Annotated in this window: 2 pseudogenes; both read left to right on the top strand. The window is 76.5% G+C overall.

Annotated features, from left to right (window positions below):
• Positions 1-6: 6 nt before the first annotated feature.
• A pseudogene (locus tag A9X01_RS31275) lies at positions 7-345 on the top strand (PE family protein); the annotation flags it as partial.
• A gap of 531 nt (positions 346-876) precedes the next feature.
• Positions 877-975, top strand: a pseudogene (locus A9X01_RS32195) (PE family protein); the annotation flags it as partial.
• Positions 976-1,969 lie beyond the last annotated feature (994 nt).

Raw genomic sequence — 1,969 nt, 5'->3', positions numbered from 1 at the left:
GGTGCGATGCACCGCCGCGGTTTTCTCGTGCGTACCCCGGAGAAAACGGATACGACCCCCCGCACGCGGCATTTACGTCCTATGGCCGACGTTCGACGCGGCGCAACTGCCCATCCTTGGGCCATGTCGTATCTGGTAGTAGGTCCCGAGTTGCTGGCCACGGCCGCAGCGGACCTGGACAGCATCGGATCGGCGCTGAGCGCGGCGAACGCCGCAGCGGCGGTTCGGACCACGTCATTGCTGGCCGCGGCCCAGGACGAAGTGTCGGCGGCGCTGGCGGCGCTGTTCTCCGGCCACGGCCAGGCTTACCAAGCCCTGAGCGCCCAGGCCGCCGCGTTCCATCAGGGCTTCATGCAGGCGCTGAGCGCCGGCGGGGCCGACTACGCCACCGCCGAGGCAACGAACGTTTCGCCGCTGCAGACCCTGCTCGACGGAATCAACGGTCAGGTGCAGGCGGCCACCGGGCGTCCGCTGATCGGCAACGGCACCAACGGAGCTGCCGGAACCGGACAGAACGGAACGCCCGGCGGCTGGCTGACCGGCAACGGCGGCGCCGGCGGAGCGGGCGGCGACGCCGGAACGACCCTGGGTGGCGCCGGCGGCGCCGGCGGCAGGTCCGCGCTGATCGGCAACGGCGGCAACGGCGGCACGGGCGGCACCGGCCAGGCCGCCGCGGGCAGTACCGGCGGCGCGGGCGGGGCCGGCGGCAACGGCATGCTGATCGGCGACGGCGGCAACGGCGGCAACGGCGGTGTCGGCGCAACCAAGGGCACGCTCGGCACGGGCGGCATCGGTGGACAGCTGTTGGGCCTGGACGGCTTCAACGCACCCGTCGGCACCAACCCGCTGCACACCGCGCAGCAGCAGGCGATCAACGCGATCAACGCGCCGATCCAGGCGGCGACCGGGCGGCCGCTGATCGGGAACGGCGCCAACGGTGCCGCCGGCACGGGAGCGGCCGGTGGCGATGGCGGACTGCTCTTCGGCAACGGTGGCATCGGTGGCTCCGGATCGGCCGGCGCTACCGGCGGGCACGGCGGCGCGGGCGGCGGGCTGTTCGGCTCCGGCGGGGCCGGTGGCGCGGGCGGCGCATCGACGACCGGAAACGGCGGAACCGGCGGCGCGGGCGGCGACGGCGGGCTGTTCGGCTCCGGCGGAACCGGCGGGGTCGGCGGCCGGGCACCCAGCTCCGCCGTCGGCGGAACCGGCGGGGCGGGCGGCAACGCCGGCCTGCTGGCCGGCGCCGCGGGCAACGGCGGCGACGGGGCCGTCTCCTTCACCCCCGGCGTCGGGGGCGCGGGCAAGGGCGGGGCCGGCGGCAACGGCGGCAATGGCGGGATGTTCTCCAGCGGCGGTACCGGCGGGGACGCCGGATTCGGGCAGACCAGCGGGGCCGGCGGGGCCGGCGGCAACGGCGGCATGTTCTCCGCCGGCGGCGACGGCGGAGCCGGCGGGGCCAGCAACCTCAACGGCAGCAGCGGATCCGGCGGAGCCGGCGGCAATGGCGGCCTGTTCGGCGGCGGCGGCAACGGTGGTGCCGGGGGATTCGGCCAGACCACCGCCGGCGCCGGTGGCCACGGTGGCAACGCGGGCATGCTGAGCCTCGGCGCTGCGGGCGGGACGGGCGGCGCCGGCGGGAGCAACGACGGCGTCGGCACCGGCGGGATCGGGGGCGCCGGTGGCAACGGCGGCATGTTCTTCGGCGACGGCGGGGCCGGTGGCGTCGGCGGTGGCGGCGGCTTCCGCGGTGCGGCCGGCGGCAACGGTGGCGACGGCGGCATGCTCATCGGCTCGGGCGGCGCCGGCGGCGCCGGACGGGCCGGGCAACTCGGCGATCCCGGTGGGTCCGGCGGGGCCGGCGGCATGGCTGGAGCGATTGGCAACGGCGGCGACGGCGGCACCGGCATCAACTCGACCGGCAGTGGCAATATCGGCGTCAGCGGCGGCAACGGTGGCGATGCTGGGACCG

Source organism: Mycobacterium asiaticum (genome assembly GCF_001668675.1).
In the GTDB taxonomy this organism is placed as follows: Bacteria; Actinomycetota; Actinomycetes; order Mycobacteriales; family Mycobacteriaceae; genus Mycobacterium; species Mycobacterium asiaticum_D.
The sequence above is the reverse complement of the archived record's forward strand: the minus strand, read 5'-3'. Positions and strand labels throughout refer to the sequence as shown.